Here is a 14881-nt window from a genome sequence, read left to right as displayed (position 1 = left end):
GCGGGTCCGGCGGGGTCACGAGGACTTCGGCAGGTAGGCGCCGAGCCAGCGGTCGAGCTCGGCGAAGAGCTCGGCGCGGGCGGCCTCGCCGGAGAGGACGAGGTCGTGCATCCCGCCCTCGATCCGGACGATCGTGACGTGCCGGCCCAGCTTCGGACCCTCGGCGGCGATGTCGTCGGCGCGCAGCACGGCGTCGGCGTGGTGCAGCTTGGCCTGCCAGGTGGTGGTGGCGATCGAGGCGGTGGAGGCCATCAGCAGCACGGGGACGTCGATGCCGAGTCCGCGCCGGACCCGGCGCTGGCCCCGGTGGATGGCGGCCAGCCAGCCGGCGTAGAGCGGGAAGCCCTCGGCCGGCTTGAGGGCCAGGTCGAAGTCCCACTCGCCGCGGTGGTCGCGGTGCAGGCTGTGCACGTAGTGCGGGTTGAGCGTGGACGGCAGCTTGCGGGTGGCGGCGAATCGGCCGAGCGCCTCCACGGCGGGTCCGCCGAGGGTACGGACGGCCGGGGCGGCGGGCATCGAGAGGAACGGGCTGTTGAGGAAGAGCCCGTCGACCAGGCCCCGCCCCGCCCGGCGCCCGGCCCAGAGTGCGGTGATCAGGCCGCCGGTGGAGTGACCGTTGACCAGCAGCTCCCGGTGCCCGTCGGTCTCCCGGATGATCCGCACCGCGGCGTCCAGCTCCTCGTCGTAGGCGGCGAGGTCGCGGACGAAGTTCGGCGACTGGTGCGGGCGCAGCGAGCGGCCGTACTTGCGCAGGTCGAGGGCGTAGAAGGAGAAGCCGCGCTCGACGAAGTGGTCGGCGAGGTGGGTCTGGAAGAAGTAGTCCACGTACCCGTGGACGTAGAGGACGGCGCGTTCGCTGCCCGGGACGAGCCGGCGCACCAGGGTGGCGCCGACGGCGCCCTCCTCGTCGGGGGCGAGCGGCAGCTCGACCGCCTCGTAGGGGGCACCCAGGATGTCTTCTCGGAACTCCATGTCCGCCGTACCCATTCTCTGCTCCGCCTGCCGTGGTGGCAGGGACCGCCGATCCGGAGCACCGACGATACCGGCCGGTAGCTCCGCCGTGCGCGGCGGACCTCGCTCGGCGGCGAGGCACGCCCGTGGGCGGCCGCGGCCGCTCCCGGCGGCGGGCGGGGCGGTCCGCTCCGCTCCCCGTGCGCCTGCTGTGCGCCCGCGGTTCTGTGGAACGCTACCCGAACCACTGTCACTTACCTTGCTACTGAGGCGAGTTGAGGAGCAAGCATGCCGCACGGAGATGATCCGCAGGTCGGGCACAGTGATCCCTCCCTCTACCGCACACCCGCGGAGGCGATCACGGCGCCGCCGGAGAAGCTGGCCTACGTCGCCGGGTTCGACCGGTCGGCGCGGCGGCCGGACGCGCTGATCACCGTCGACACCGATCCGGCCTCGCCGAGCTACGGCCGGGTACTGAACTTCGCCGAACTGCCGGGGCTCGGCGACGAACTGCACCACTTCGGCTGGAACGCCTGCTCCAGCGCGCTCGCGCACGCCTGCCACGAGAACCCCGAGCGGCGCTACCTGCTGCTGCCCGGACTGCGCTCGTCCCGGCTGCACGTGATGGACACCCGGCCGGACCCGGTGCGCCCGCGACTGGTGAAGACCGTCCAGGCCGAGGAGCTGGCGGCCGGGGCGGGGTACTCGCGCCCGCACACCGTGCACTGCGGGCCGGACGGCGTCTTCCTGTCCTGCCTCGGCAGCGGGGACGGCGCGGACGGGCCCGGCGGGGTCGCCCTGCTCGACCACACCACCTTCGACGTCCTGCGGGCCTGGGAGACGGAGCGCGGACCGCAGCACTTCGCCTACGACGTCTGGTGGCACCTGGGGACCAACGTGGGTGTCACCAGCGAGTGGGGCACGCCGTGGATGGTCGAGGACGGCGTGGTGCCGGAGCTGCTGATGGGCCGCAAGTACGGGCACGCGCTGCACTTCTGGGAGCTGGACTCGGGGCGGCACCTGCAGCGGCTCGACCTCGGCGACCGGTACCAGATGGTGCTGGAGCTACGGCCGGCGCACGATCCCCAGGCGGAGTGGGGCTTCGTCGGCGTGGTGGCCGACGTCGAGGACCTCTCCTCCTCGGTCTGGCTCTGGTACCGCGAAGGGGCGGCCTTCACCGCGCGCAAGGTGATCGAGATACCGGCCGAACCGGCGAAGCCCGAGGACCTGCCGCCGGCGCTGCAGCCCTTCGGCGCGGTGCCGCCGCTGGTGACGGACATCAACCTGTCGGTGGACGACCGCTGGCTGTACGTCTCCGCCTGGGGCACCGGCGAGTTGTTCCAGTTCGACGTGTCGGACCCGTTCCACCCCCGGCCGACGGGCTCGGTGCGACTGGGCGGGGTGGCCGCGAGGACGCCGCACCCGGCCGAGCCCGACCGCCCGCTGAGCGGCGCGCCGCAGATGGTCGAGATCAGCCGGGACGGGCGACGGCTCTACCTCACCAACTCGCTGTACGGCGCCTGGGACGACCAGTTCTACCCGGAGGGCATCGAGCCCTGGATCATCAAGCTGGACGCCGACACCGAGGCCGGCGGGCTCACCGTCGACCCGCACTTCTACCCCCACGGTGCGGAGTTCGGCGGTCTGCGGGTGCACCAGACGCACCTGGCGGGCGGCGACGCCTCCTCGGACTCGTACTGCTTCCGCTGAGCGGCCGGGCGCTCGGACCTGCCCCGGCGGCGGGTCGGGGTGGACGCCGCGGAAGGGCCGATCGTCCCGGCGGGCCCGGTCGATCGGCCTCCTCCGGCGTCCGCGGTCAGGACTCCCGGCCCGCCGCCCCCGCGTCCGGCGCGACGCCCGTCGCCGCTCCCCCGGCCCGGTCCGCGGCGCCGGCGGGGCCGGGCGCGGCCCAACTCGCCAGCAGTCGCAGCGACTCGGCCGAGGGGGTCCCGGGCTCGGCGTGGTAGGTGACCAGCACCAGGTCGGGGTCGCCGGCCGGGCGCAGCGTCTCGTACCGCAGGGTCAGCCGGCCGACCACCGGGTGGTGCAGCTCCTTCGTCCCGTGGCCCTTGTCGCGGATGTCGTGCGCGGCCCAGAGGCGTCGGAAGTCGGCGCTCTTGAGGGAGAGTTCGCCGATCAGCGAGGCCAGCCGGGGGTCGTCGGGGTCCCGCCCGGCGTCCAGCCGCAGCATGCCGACCACGTCGGCGGCCTTGCCCTCCCAGTCGTCGTACAGCAGGCGCGCGACCGGGTCGAGGAAGACGCTCCAGGCCATGTTGCGGTGCTCGGGTGCCATCGCGGAGACGTCCCCGAGCAGCGCGTCGCCGAGCCGGTTCCAGCCGACGATGTCCAGCCGCCGCCCGAGCAGGTAGGCCGGGACGCCCTCCATCACGTCGAGCAGCTGCTGCAGCGCGGGGCGGACCAGCTGCGGCCGGGCGGCCGCGGCGCGCCCGGTCCGGCGGCGGGCGGGCTTGGTGATCCGCTGGAGGTGCTCGCGCTCGGCCGGGGTGAGCCGCAGGACGCGGGCGATTGAGTCCAGGACGGCGGCGGAGACGCTCTCGCCGTGGCCCTGTTCGAGCCGGACGTAGTAGGCCGTGCTCACGCCCGCCAGCAGTGCCAGCTCCTCCCGGCGCAGCCCGGGCACGCGTCGGCGGGTCCCGTGGTCCGGCAGGCCGACGTCCGCGGGCCGCAGCCGGGCACGCCGCGACCGGAGGAATTCGCTGAGTTCGGTGCGCTGGTCCATGTCCCCGAGTATGAGGGTGAGTCTGCCAGTCGTACGTTGGGCGTGCGTACGACGATCTCTGATCTGGTTGCCCGGGCCGCGTCGCCGCAGGCTGGAGCACATGACGAACACGACGTACGCCGGAACGAACACGGCGGGCACCACCAGCACCAGCAGCACGACGAGCACCAGCACGGGCGCCATGAGCACCACGAGCACCGCCACGGGCGCCACCGGCGCGGAAGGCACGGGCACCACCACCACGGCACCGCGGACCGTCGCCGCGTACGCGGCCCCCGCCCCGAAGGCCCCGCTGGAGAAGACCACCGTCCCGCGCCGGGCGCTGGGCGAGCACGACATCCTGATCGACGTCCGCTTCGCGGGCATCTGCCACTCGGACATCCACCAGGTCTGCGAGGACTGGGGCGACGGCATCTTCCCGATGGTCCCGGGCCACGAGATCGCCGGCGTGGTCGCCGAGGTCGGCCCGGGCGTGACCCGCTGGTCGGTCGGCGACCGGGTCGGGGTCGGCTGCTTCGTCGACTCCTGCCGGGAGTGCGACAACTGTCGGGCCGGGCTGCAGCAGTTCTGCACCGGTACCGGGGGCGCCGTGTTCACCTACAACGGCGTCGGCCGCGACGGCGAGCCCACCTACGGCGGCTACTCCTCGCAGCTGGTGGTCGACGAGGGGTACGCCCTGCGCATCCCGGACTCCCTGCCGCTGGACGCCGCCGCACCGCTGCTCTGCGCCGGCATCACGGTCTACTCGCCGCTCAGCCACTGGGGCGCGGGCCCGGGCAAGAAGGTCGCGATCGTCGGCCTCGGCGGGCTCGGCCACCTGGGTGTCAAGATCGCGCACGCCAAGGGCGCCGAGGTCACCGTGCTCAGTCAGTCGCTGCGCAAGCGCGAGGACGGCCTGCGGCTCGGCGCGGACGACTACCGGGCCACCTCCGACCCGGCCGTCTTCACCGAACTGGCCGGCACCTTCGACCTGATCGTCAACACCGTCTCCGCCGACCTCGACCTGAGCGCCTACCTCGGCCTGCTGAGGACCGGGGGCACGCTGGTCCAGGTCGGCGCACCGGAGAAGCCGGTCGAGGTCCTCGCGCTCGCGCTGCTGACCGGCCGCAAGTCGTTGTCCGGCTCGATGATCGGCGGGCTTCCGGAGACCCAGGAGATGCTGGACTTCTGCGCCGAGCACCAGGTCACCGCCGAGATCGAGCTGATCCGCGCCGACCAGATCAACGAGGCGTACGCGCGGGTGCTGGCGAGCGACGTGCGGTACCGCTTCGTGATCGACGCCTCGACGATCTGAGCGGGCCCCGGGCCGGCCCGGTCCGGAGCCGCGCTCGGCGGCGGCTCCCCGCCTGCGGTGCTCTCCCTTCACCGCAGGCAGGGCCGCACCACGGCCGGCCCGTCGCCCGGTCGGGCGGGTACCCGGCCCGACCGGGCTCGCTCAGGCTTCGGCGGGGCTCAGGCTCCGGCGGGGCTCAGGCTCCGGCGGGGCTCAGGCTCCGGCCGGGCCGGCGGCCTTGCCGCCGACCGCCTTGCCGCGGGCCGCGCGACGCCACCGGCGCCGGCGCGGGGGCTGGTCCGGCAGCCATCCGAAGGTCAGGCAGGCGCCCACCACTCCGAGCATCATGCCGATCAGGAAACCCCCGAGGTTGGAGGTGAGCCAGCTGGCCAGCGACGTGAGCACCCCGAGCACCGAGTAGAACAGCCGCTGGGCCGGGTTGAACAGGATCAGCACGCCGCAGATCACCATCACGGCCGGTACCAGGTAGCCGGCCAGCCCCTGCATGCCGATGTGCAGGATGACCGGCAGCGGCGCCTTCAGGGTGAAGAGGATCTCGGCGCCGCCCAGCAGTACCAGCAAGCCGCCCCAGAACGGCCGCCGGCCCCGCCACCCCCGCCAGCCTCCGCCACCGTGCACCGCACCGGCGGGACCGCCCGGATCGGCGGCCGTCGCGCTCGCCGGGCCGGCGGGAGCATCGGTAGCGGTGACGGTGTCGATGGCGGTGTCGGTATCCGTGTCGGTAGCGGTAGCGGCTTCACCGGGACGGCCGCCCGTGGCGGACTCTGCGGTGACGACGCGGTCGGCCGCCGGGGGGCCGAGGGCGCCGCCGCCCGCCTCGGCCGGGCCGGCGCCGCCGGGTACGGGATCGGCCACCGTCAGCAGCCCTCCGAGCTGAAGCTCAGCCGCAGGTGCGGCAGCTTGAACGCCGCAGCGGTGGTGGCATAGTTGTGCTGCCGCAGATTGCGAATGGTGACGGTGTCGGCCTGCTGCCCGAACACGCCGGGCAGGCCCTGGACGCCCGCCTTGGTGTAGGTGCTGGCGTCCCCGCCGATCTCGATGTTCTTGAACGACGCGTCGCCGGAGACCAGGTCCGAGTCGGTGGTGAGGTCGGTGGCGGTGACGGGTGTGCCGTCATCGCCGGCCTTGATCAGCAGATTGACGCCGCCGAGGTCGACGCTCTGGCAGAGCTTGGTGAGCTCCGCCTGCTTGATCGCCGAGACGATGACCAGGACCTGACCGCCGGTGTCCCCTTCGTTCGGACTGCCTTCGATCATGTGGTCCAGACTGCCGAACTGCTCGAAGCCGACGCCCTCCAGGCTGTCGGCGGTGACGGTGAACGGCATGCCGGAGATGGCGAACTGGGCGGCGAGGACGCCCTGTGCGGTGAGGGTCATCAGGACGGCGCCGACGGCGACGGCCGGTACGGCCATCAGGGCGGTGCGCCGCAGACGGATCCGCCCTCTCGATTCGACGGGTGAGCCGGTGCTTTCGGGCGTGGGGGCGGCGTCCTCGGACGTGGCCATGTGTGCTCCCTCGGGTGGTGGGATGTGCAGGCACTGGCACGTTGCCCTGGCGCGGACAGCGTCCTGCGGCCCGGCCGGGTGGCCGCCCCCCGGCAGCGGGGCGGGCCGGTCGGACCGCAGGTGGATTACTGGGAAGCTACTGCTGAGTAGACGGCGGGTCAATACGGGTGCACGAAGGATCATCGGCGGTGACCGCGGGCGCCCGCACCGGGCCCGGCCCGAGCGCCGCCACCGGTGCCAGCCGTCGGGCGGCCTCCTCCGGGCCGAGGAAGGGTGCCAGGCAGAAGAGACTCAACATCGGCAGCTGGTCCGGGAGTTCGCTGGTCCGACCGGCATCGACGCAGCGGTACAGGGTGCTGTACACGCCGCCGACCACAGCGTCCACCAGTGGCTCCACCTCTACCCCACAGGGAAGTTGGGGCACCTCGGCGAAGAACGCCCGGAACCGGGTGAGGAGTTGCTCGCGCTCGTGGCGGCCGGCCGGTCCGACCGACTCGATCTCGATCACCGCCATGGTGGCGAAGGCCGGGACGCGGGCCAGCAGGTCGAGCATCGCGCGCAGGGCGTCGTGGATGCCGCCGTACCAGTCCGGCGCCGCCGCGAAGGCGGCCGCCATCCGCCGGATCACCACCCCGGTGCCGTGCCGGTGGGTGGCCAGGAAAGCGTCCTCCTTGCCGCTGAACAGCTCGTAGAAAACCGGCCTGGTCACCCCGGCCGCACGGCAGATGTCGCTCACCGTGGCGCGCTGGTAGCCGTGCTCCGCCACCGTGTGGACCAGCCCGTCGAGCAGGCGTTCCCGCTGGGTGGCGGCGACCACGCCGGGTGGCAGCCGGCTCGGGCCGCGCTTGATCGATCTCGCCGGGTCACGGCCGGGTCGCGCCCCGGGCAGCAGCAGTGCCTCGGCACCGTGGACGGCATCCAGGTCCATCGCCAACTCCTGTGCTCTGTCTTGACATTGACGCAAGGGCTGGTTTACAACACTCGCAGGTTTCCAATCGGACGGCGCTGAGCCGCCGGAAACCTCCACGCGTTCCGACTGTTCAGTATGGCGAACGCATGCCCGGCGGTGGCAGCCGTCGACGTGCATCCCCACCGCACCTCACCGCACTGCCCGCACGTCCTGCACCTCCGCACGCCCCGCACATCCTGCATGTCCGCACGTCCCGCACGTCCCCGCACCTTCTCGCCGTACGGGCGGCCCGTGGCGCCGGGCCCGCCGACGACACCGGACGCGTGTCCCCACCCCCTCAGCACCCCACCGCGCACCACCCACCCGCACCACCCGCCGCGTGCAACCGCGGCGCCTCCCGCCGCGCGTACCTCCGCGCGATCACGCGGGCTCCCCCACCCGACTCCGTACGGAGAGAGGCACCCTCATGCGCATCCGCCGCACCCTCGGCGCCGCGGCCCTGGCCGCCGTCGCCCTGGCCACCGCCGCCACCACCCCGGCCCAGGCCGCCGGTTCCACCGTGCTGACCCACACCTCCGTCGGCGGCCCCGCCGTCGCGGTCGGCGACGTCCTGACCGCCAACCTGGCCTCGGGCAGCTACGCCACCTTCTACTCCAGTGCCACCGGGACGAGTGGCATCAAGTGCGCCGTCTCCGCCTTCTCCGCCACCGTGACCAGCAACCCGGCGGCCCCGGGTGTGGCCACCGAGAGCCTCGACAGCCAGACCTTCGGCTCGTGCACCGCGAACGTCATCGGCGTCACCGGCGTGAAGAGCATCACGGTGAACAACCTGCCGTACACCAACGCGGTCAGCGACGCGGCGGGGAACCCCGTGACACTCAGCCCGACGGCGGCCGGCCCGCTGCAGACCACGGTGGTGCTGAACACCATCCTCGGCACCACCACCTGCGTGTACCGCGCTCCCGGCAGCATCGCCGGAACCACCGACAACACCGGCCAGACCATCGGCTTCGCCGCCCAGGCGTTCGCCAAGGTCTCCGGCCCGAGCACCTGCTTCGCCACGGGCTACTTCACCGCCACCTACGGGCCGGTGGTCGACAGCTCCGTCGCCGGCAGCCCGCACGTCTACGTCAACTGACTCCCACCGCAGGGCAGTAGGCGGACACCAGAAGGAGCGGCGGGCGGCAACCGAGGTTGCCACCCGCCGCTCCACCATGTCTGACCGTCATGCCCTCGGACCGTCACGCCCTCGGACGGTCACGCCTCCGGGCCACCGGCCGGCCCGAGCGCTCGACGCCCCCGGTTCACCGGCACGCCGGTGCCGTCAGAGCGCCCAGACCTGGTCCGCGTACTCCGGGACGCAGTCGAACTGGGTCAGCTTGGAGCCCGGGGAGGTGTCCCCCGACCAGGCGACCAGGCAGCGGTTGCTGAAGGTGTTGCGGATCTGGTAGCCCGCGGCGACCTTCTCCAGCTTCCACACCTGGTCGATGTACTGCGGGTCGCAGTCGGCCTGGACGACCGGGCTGCCGTTCTCCGGGGTCCGCCAGGAGGCCAGCATGCACTTGCCGGAGTTGACGTTGCGGATCTGGTAGCCGCCACCCGCGACCTGCTGGAAGTCCCAGACCTGGTCGACGTACTGGCGGTCGCACTCGATCTGGGTGACCGGCGCGCCCCACTCCGGGGTCCGCCACGACACGAAGGCGCAGAGTCCGCTGAAGGTGTTCTTCACCGAGGCGGTGTGCAGCCGGGTGTCCAGCAGCCAGCCGGCCAGGTCGTCGACGCGGGTCTCCACGGCGCCGGTGCGGGTCTCGGTGCTGCCGAAGCAGCCGCCCTGCCAGGAGGTGCTGTGGACGGCGGCCAGCTCGACCGACCCGCCCGCCTGACGCAGCGCCGGGCCGCCGGCGTCACCCTTGCAGATCGCGTCCTTGCCGGCCGTCGCGCCGGCCAGCGCGACGGTGGTGGCGGTCGCGGACTGCACGGTGAACGAGGCACTGTGCAGGGCGACCGGCGCCCACTCGTCCTTGGTCCGGCCGTAGCCGGCGGCGGTCAGGGTCTCACCGACCACCGGAGCTCCGCCGAGCCCGACGGTCGGGATGCCCTGGGCGGGCTTGGCCAGCCGGGCCAGCACCAGGTCGCGGTCGGCCCTGGGCACCAGCTGGGTGACCTCGGTGACGTGGCCGGCCGTGCCGGTCAGGTCGGTGCGCCCGACCGTGGCGACGGTCTTCAGCTTCGGCGCGCCGGCCGCCAGGGCCAGCGGCTGGGCCGGGTCGTCGGCGAAACAGCTGCTCGCGGTGAGCACCCAGTACGGATCCACCAGGGTACCGGTACAGGCGCGCCTGCCCTCCCCGATGTCGAGCTTGGTGGCGAAGGCGTAGGTGCCGTTCGGCACGGTGTCGCCGACGACGGCGCTGGCCGTTCCTCCGGTCAGCAGGCCGCCGACGACCGCCGCGGAGGCCAGCAGGCCGGTCAGCCACGCGGCGCGCGGACGTGTGCGAAGCACGATGTGTCTCCCTGTCAGCAGAGCTGTGGGTGGCGGCGGGGCCGTCACTTGGTGGTGGTCATCTCCAGCAGGGTGAACGGACGGTGCTGCGGATCGCCGATCTCGCCGACGCCGGTCCAGGCGTTCTTCGGCAGGTCGTAGACCTTGCTGTCGGTGCCGGCCGCCATGGTCAGACGGGCCGCGTAGTCGTTGGTGCTGACGCCGTAGACCGAGGGCAGTTCGAGGCTGAGGTAGCCGGTGGTGCCGGTGGTCTTGAAGCAGAAGCGGCCGCCGCCGACCTTGTCGATGTCCTGCATGCCGCGGGCGTTCACCTCCATCAGACCGGGGGTGCCGCAGGCCACCAGGACGATGTGGCCGTCGCCGCGGGTGAGCTTGATGCCGCGGTCCTTGAAGATCTGGTCGGCGCCCGGGTAGGCGTAGTCCTCGACGGCCGGCGGCGGCGGGGTGTCGTCGGCGGCCGTGACGGCCGTGACGGCGGAACCGGCCGGAGCGGTCGTGGCGGCGTTGGCGACCACGACGCCGGACAGCGCGACCGCGCCCGCAACCGCGCCGACGGTGAACAACCTGGTGATGGAACTCATGGTTCTTGCCCCCAATGTGCTGTCAATTACTGCAATTCGCTGTGAAATGCGGGCACGGCGTGCGCATGAAACCCAGATCGGGCGATGCTTTCAACCCCCGCGCACTCCGACCGGCACCATTGCTATCACGAGCGGACGGATCTTCGGAAGATCAATTTCCCGGCCACCGTCACAGCGCATTCATGGTTCGTATGCGACATGTGAAATCGGCAGAACGGGTCGGCCGGTCCGAACGGCACCGTCCGGGGCGGACTACAGGGTGATCCACACCGCCAGGCCCCCGAGCAGCGTCGCGGCGACGCACATCTGGACGGTCATCGCGCGCGGCGGCTCGTTCTCCGCCGTCGCGCCGTTCTGCTCCCGGTCCAGCAACCGCCGCGCCGTCTCCTTCCGGTGTCCCATCATGCCGACCGGGAACACCAGGACCGTGAGCGAGTACATCGCCAGTACGGCCTCGGGCGAGTAGTGCTTCGCCAGATACGCCAGCCCACCGAAGAGCGCCATGGCGAACGGCGTCACGGACGCCTGGATCTTCAGCGACCGGGTGGGCATCCACGGCACCAGCAGCACCAGGAACGTCACCGTCACCAGCACCGCGACCAGCCACCATGCCACCGCGCCGAGCCCGAAAGGTTGCTGCATGCCCATTCCCCTGCCCGGACCGGGGGGCCCGGGCGGACCCGGGCCCCACAGTCCTCGCTCGAATTCACGGACACTCCGGCCCGCGGCCCGTGCCGCGCGCCGGATCAGATCACCAGGTGAAGAGACCGACGATCGGCGAGACGATGTTGTGCCCCGCCTCGGCCGCCTTCGACGCGACGGACCGCGCCGCCTTCACTCCGGTCTCGGCCACGGCGCCGACCTTGTCGAGCTCCTTGATCGCCTTGCCGGCGCCCGCGCCGATGACCGAGAGCGCGACACCCGCGCAGGCGTTCTTGAAGTTCTGACCGCTCCAGTTGTCGGCCCAGCCGTAGACGGCCGCACTGATCACACCGGTCGCCAGGGAGACCCCACCGAAGAACGCCCCGAGCGGTGCGGTGGGCGGGAAGAGCGAGAACCCGACCGCGAGGAAGCCGGTCACGGTGCTCACGTGCCCCATCAGCAGGGCGAAGTCGTGCGCGCCCTGCTTGGGGTCGGTACCCGGCGCGCCGTTCGCGGCCGGGGTCGCCGGGTTGGGCACCGCGTCGTTGGCCGTGGTGTTGGCCGGGTTCACGTGGTTGGTCTCGTTCGCCTTCGCCCGGGCGGCGGCAGCGGCAGCCGCGGCGGCCTGCTCCTGCTCCCGCTTCTGGGCGGCGATGGAGTGCGCCTCGCTGGCCGCCTGGGAGGCGGCGGCCGCGTCCTTGCCCGCCGCGCTCGCGCTCGCGGCCGCCTGGGCGGCCGAGGACTGCGCGCTCGCCGCCGAACCGAGGGCCTGCTTCGCGGACGCGCTCGCCTGGTTGGCCGAGTAGTTGGCCTCGCGGTTGGCCGTCTGGGCGGTCGCCGCGGCGTTCTTCGCCGTCAGCGCGGACTGCGCGGCGGCGGCCGCCGAGGCGTCGGCCGCGTCGGCCTTGGCCCGGGCGTCGGCGGCGTACCCGTTGGCCTGCTGGGCCGAGGCGCTGGCCTTGTCCGCCCACTCCCGCGCCTCCTGCGCGGCGTTGCGGGCGTTGGCCGCGACCTCGAACGCCAGCTGGGCGTTCTGGTTCGCGGTGGCCGCCTCCTTCGCCGCGTTGGCGATCATGGTCAGGACGGAGGACACGTGGGTGTCGGTGTCCTGGTCCAGCTGGGCCGCCTTGTACTGGACGGTCGTCACGAAGTCGTGCTGCATCCAGGCCGGACCGGCCAGCGCGACCGTACCGGCGGCCTTCACGTTCGGGCCACCGTTGTTGACCGCCGTCAGGACGGCCACCCGGTCGTCCTCGGCGACGGCCTTCTCGTAGCGCTCGGTGAGGAAGCCCGCCAGGGCCTTCACACTGCCGTCGTTCAATGCGGCCGTGCCCTCGCGCTTGACGGCGGTGCCGCCCGCGTTCATCAGGGTGAGGATCTGGACCCGGAAGTCCTCGGCCTGCACGTCCAGCGCGCCGCCGGTGAGGAACTTCTCCACCGCCGTCGGATCGGTGCTCTCCAGGGTCTTCTGCGCGGCGGCGGAGACCTTGGAGTCGGCGATCGAGGCGACATAGACGATCTTGTCACGGTCGTCCAGCCGCAGACTGCGCGGGTAGTCGGACTTCGCCCAGGCCACCACGGCCTGGTCGGTGCCCGACAGCGCGGCCTGCGCGGCGTCCCGGGTCCAGGAGCCGGAGGCCTTCAGCAGGTTGACCGCCGCCCTGCGGCCGAAGCCGGCCGCAGCCGCGACGTCCGTCACCGTGGCGGCCTTGTGGACCAGGTCCCTGGTCTCGGCGTCCTGCGTGCCCGCCTCGGTCTGCGCCTTGGCGGCCCGGGCCTGGTCGGCCTGGTCCACCTTGGTGAGGGCGGTGGCCTCCTCGATGCCCAGCTGCTTGTCGGCCTCCAGCTTCGCCGCCTCGGCCTCGCGGGCCAGCTTCTCGATGTTCTGGGCCTGCGTGACCGCGTCGCTGGCGGTCTTGGCCGCCTCGATCGCGGCGTTCGCGTGGGCGGTCGCCAGGTTGGCCCAGTCCTGGGCCTGGCCTGCGGCGTTGGCCGCGTCCTCGGCCGCCTTCGCGGCCTTCTCGGCGTGGTCGGCGGCGCTGTTGGCCCGCACGTTCGCCTCGTTGGCGGCCGCGGCCGCCGAGGCGGCCAGGCTCTCGGCCCGGCCGGCGGCAGCGGTGGCCGAGTTGGCCGCGCTGCGGGCGGCGTCCGCGGCGGCCCGGGCCCGGGCCGCCTGGGTACCGGCCTGGCCGGCCGAACCGCTGGCCTGGGCGCTGGCCTCGGCGGCGGACGCGGCGTCACGGGCCGCGCGGGCGGCGGCCGAACCGGACCGGCCCGCCTGGGCACTGGCATCGGCGGCGGACGCGGCGGCGGAGGCCGCGTCACGGGCGCCGCGGGCGGCGTCACGCGCCGACTGGGCGGCCGCACGGGCGGCGCCGGCCTCGGCCGCGTTGCCGGCGGCGGAGGCCGCGGCGTTGTAGGCGCGGGCGGCGGCCTGGCCGGCCGCGGCGGCGGCCGAGGCCGCCGAGCGGGCGGCGTTGGCAGCCGTACGGGCGGCGGACACCGCCGTGTTCGAGGCGTCGATCGCGGTGCGCGCGGCGGCGGCCGCGCCCTCGGCGGCCTGGGCGGCGCGGTTGGCCGCGGCGCCCGCCTTCTCGACGTCGTCCTTGGCCGCGGCGGCCTCGGCGGCGGCGGTCTCGGCGGCCTTCTTGGCCTCGGCGGCGGCCTTCTCCGCGCGGGCGCCGGCCTCCTTGGCCGCCTCCGTCTCGACCTTGGCCCGCTTGCCCGCCTCGGTGGCGGCCTGGGCGAGCTGCGCGATCGACAGCGTCTCCTGGTCCCGGGTGCGGGCCAGGTACTGGCCGGTCTCCAGGAAGGCGCTGAGGTCGTCGGGCGTCCCGCTGAGCGCGCGGTTGGCCTGCTTGACGAACTCCGGGCCGGGGTTCTGGCCGAGCATGGTGAGGACGGCGACGCGGTCGTCCTCGGCCTGGGCCCGCGCCCGACCGGTGGTCAGGAAGTCGTCGAGCGCCTTGGCGGTGCCGTCGTTGAGCGCCTTGGTCCCGGCCGCCCGGACACCGGCGTCGCCGTTGTTGATGATGCCCAGGACCGCCACCCGGCGGTCGTCGTTCATCGGGTTCTGCCAGCCGGAGAGCATGAACGCGTGCACGTCCGCGTCGGTGCCGCTCAGCGCCTTGGAGGCGGCGTCACGCACGCCCTGGCCGGTCGAACTGAGCATCTTCAGGATGGTGAAGCGCTCGTCCTCGGCCGAGGCGCGGTCCAGCGTCCTGGCCAGGAAGTCGGTGATGTCGGCGTCGGAACCGAGCATGGCCTTCTCGGCCGCGTCCTTGGTCGCCGTGCCGCCGAGCTCCCAGGCCTCGACGACCCGGCCCCTCGCGTCGGCGGACAGTGGCGCCGGACCGACCTCGGCCGGCAGCGCCTGGGCGATCGTCGTGCCGGCCATGGTGGCCGCCAGCGCCAGCGCGGTGAGTGCCGAAACCCTGGCACGCAACCGCCTGCGCCGCGAGGCCCCCGCCCCTGATGTCGTGTAGGTCATATCCCCTCAGTTCCCCCCGGGCCGTCAAGGCCCTTTCGTGTCACAACAGTTGTCATGGCACCGCGAGGATCTTAGTTCGAATTAAGCGGAATCTGATCTATTACTTCAGTTCGTCTGAATACCTACCGGCTGGCTGGATTCCGACCCGTGAATCGGTGACGGAGCGTCCACGGAACGTGGAAGGCGCCGTTCAAACCTCCTTTGACGCATCCTTGACGCCGAACGTGCCGCCCGGCCGCCCCGGACGGCCCTCACGGCACTCTCCGCA

12 protein-coding genes are annotated in these 14881 nt (G+C 72.9%); 3 read left to right on the top strand and 9 right to left on the bottom strand.

Annotated features, from left to right (window positions below; genetic code table 11):
• Positions 1-15: 15 nt before the first annotated feature.
• Positions 16-972, bottom strand: coding sequence for an alpha/beta hydrolase (locus AB0J08_RS22525; RefSeq protein WP_360636976.1), 957 nt, complete (start codon positions 970-972; stop codon positions 16-18).
• 267 nt (positions 973-1239) lie between these two features.
• On the opposite strand from AB0J08_RS22525, the gene AB0J08_RS22520 reads away from it, so the two are divergent.
• Positions 1240-2661, top strand: a complete 1422-nt coding sequence (locus AB0J08_RS22520; RefSeq protein WP_360636973.1) for a selenium-binding protein SBP56-related protein — start codon at positions 1240-1242, stop codon at positions 2659-2661.
• Positions 2662-2767: 106 nt separating this feature from the next.
• Here the strand turns inward: AB0J08_RS22520 and AB0J08_RS22515 are convergent, their stop codons facing one another.
• Positions 2768-3691 (bottom strand): helix-turn-helix transcriptional regulator, encoded by a 924-nt coding sequence (locus tag AB0J08_RS22515; RefSeq protein WP_360636970.1) that lies wholly within the window; start codon positions 3689-3691, stop codon positions 2768-2770.
• Between the two features lie 100 nt (positions 3692-3791).
• Here AB0J08_RS22515 and AB0J08_RS22510 point away from each other — a divergent pair, with 100 nt between their 5' ends.
• Positions 3792-4985 (top strand): NAD(P)-dependent alcohol dehydrogenase, encoded by a 1194-nt coding sequence (locus AB0J08_RS22510; RefSeq protein ID WP_360636967.1) that lies wholly within the window; start codon positions 3792-3794, stop codon positions 4983-4985.
• 192 nt (positions 4986-5177) lie between these two features.
• On the opposite strand, the gene AB0J08_RS22505 is transcribed toward AB0J08_RS22510, so the two are convergent.
• The 3 genes from AB0J08_RS22505 to AB0J08_RS22495 form a co-directional block, all read right to left on the bottom strand.
• Positions 5178-5603, bottom strand: coding sequence for a DUF6114 domain-containing protein (locus tag AB0J08_RS22505; RefSeq protein WP_360637042.1), 426 nt, complete (start codon positions 5601-5603; stop codon positions 5178-5180).
• A 239-nt stretch (positions 5604-5842) separates the two neighbouring features.
• On the bottom strand, positions 5843-6490 hold the full coding sequence (locus AB0J08_RS22500) for a DUF6230 family protein (protein ID WP_360636964.1): 648 nt from the start codon (positions 6488-6490) through the stop codon (positions 5843-5845).
• Positions 6491-6626: 136 nt separating this feature from the next.
• Positions 6627-7418 (bottom strand): TetR/AcrR family transcriptional regulator, encoded by a 792-nt coding sequence (locus AB0J08_RS22495; protein WP_360636961.1) that lies wholly within the window; start codon positions 7416-7418, stop codon positions 6627-6629.
• Positions 7419-7866: 448 nt separating this feature from the next.
• On the opposite strand from AB0J08_RS22495, the gene AB0J08_RS22490 reads away from it, so the two are divergent.
• Complete coding sequence (locus AB0J08_RS22490) at positions 7867-8538, top strand: Tat pathway signal sequence domain protein (protein ID WP_360636958.1); 672 nt, start codon at positions 7867-7869, stop codon at positions 8536-8538.
• A 186-nt stretch (positions 8539-8724) separates the two neighbouring features.
• On the opposite strand, the gene AB0J08_RS22485 is transcribed toward AB0J08_RS22490, so the two are convergent.
• The 4 genes from AB0J08_RS22485 to AB0J08_RS22470 all read right to left on the bottom strand — a co-directional run bounded on the left by AB0J08_RS22485 (position 8725) and on the right by AB0J08_RS22470 (position 14613).
• The gene (locus AB0J08_RS22485) at positions 8725-9900 is read right to left on the bottom strand and encodes an RICIN domain-containing protein (protein WP_360636955.1); all 1176 of its coding nucleotides are present in this window, start codon (positions 9898-9900) and stop codon (positions 8725-8727) included.
• 44 nt (positions 9901-9944) lie between these two features.
• A complete protein-coding gene (locus AB0J08_RS22480) occupies positions 9945-10481 on the bottom strand; it encodes a hypothetical protein (RefSeq protein WP_360636952.1) in 537 nt (178 codons plus the stop codon).
• 252 nt (positions 10482-10733) lie between these two features.
• A complete protein-coding gene (locus AB0J08_RS22475) occupies positions 10734-11123 on the bottom strand; it encodes a hypothetical protein (protein ID WP_360636949.1) in 390 nt (129 codons plus the stop codon).
• Positions 11124-11232: 109 nt separating this feature from the next.
• Positions 11233-14613 (bottom strand): ALF repeat-containing protein, encoded by a 3381-nt coding sequence (locus AB0J08_RS22470; RefSeq protein WP_360636946.1) that lies wholly within the window; start codon positions 14611-14613, stop codon positions 11233-11235.
• Positions 14614-14881 lie beyond the last annotated feature (268 nt).

It is taken from the genome of Kitasatospora sp. NPDC050463 (assembly GCF_040655255.1).
Lineage (GTDB): Bacteria > Actinomycetota > Actinomycetes > Streptomycetales > Streptomycetaceae > Kitasatospora.
This window is presented reverse-complemented; position numbering and strand designations above follow the sequence as displayed.